Below are 446 nucleotides of genomic sequence, written 5' to 3'. Positions count from 1 at the left end.
CTCGAGGTACTGCGCCTGCTGCACAGCTGTTGCGAGCTGCTGCCGCAGAACCATGCCGTGCGTGAAAGCAAGGATGAGATTTACCGCAGGCTGTGCCACCTCGATCTCGAAGTGGTGCTGGACTAACCGCAAAGGAGAACACCATGGCCAAAGAAGGCTCGGTTGCACCCAAGGAACGCATCAACGTCACGTTCAAGCCGGCCACCGGCAACGCTCAGGAAGAGGTCGAGCTGCCCCTCAAGCTGATGGTGCTGGGCGATTTCACCCAGCGCGCCGACGACCGCAAGATCGAAGACCGAAAGCCCATCGCCATCGACAAGAACAGCTTCGACGAGGTCCTGGCCAAGCAGGAGCTGAACCTGACCTTCGGCGTGCCGAACCGCCTGCAGGACGAGCAGACCGATGACGAGTTGGCCGTGCAGCTGCGCATCAACTCGATGAAAGAC

General features: G+C 60.3%; 1 protein-coding gene. It reads left to right on the top strand.

The window, feature by feature from the left end; translation table 11 throughout:
• Positions 1-143: 143 nt before the first annotated feature.
• Positions 144-446, top strand: a 303-nt coding sequence (gene tssB / locus ACU8YC_RS27685; RefSeq protein WP_446896352.1) for a type VI secretion system contractile sheath small subunit, incomplete at its 3' end; no start/stop codon positions are given.

The sequence above is a fragment of the Citrobacter sp. VF227 genome (assembly GCF_052950715.1).
This window is presented reverse-complemented; position numbering and strand designations above follow the sequence as displayed.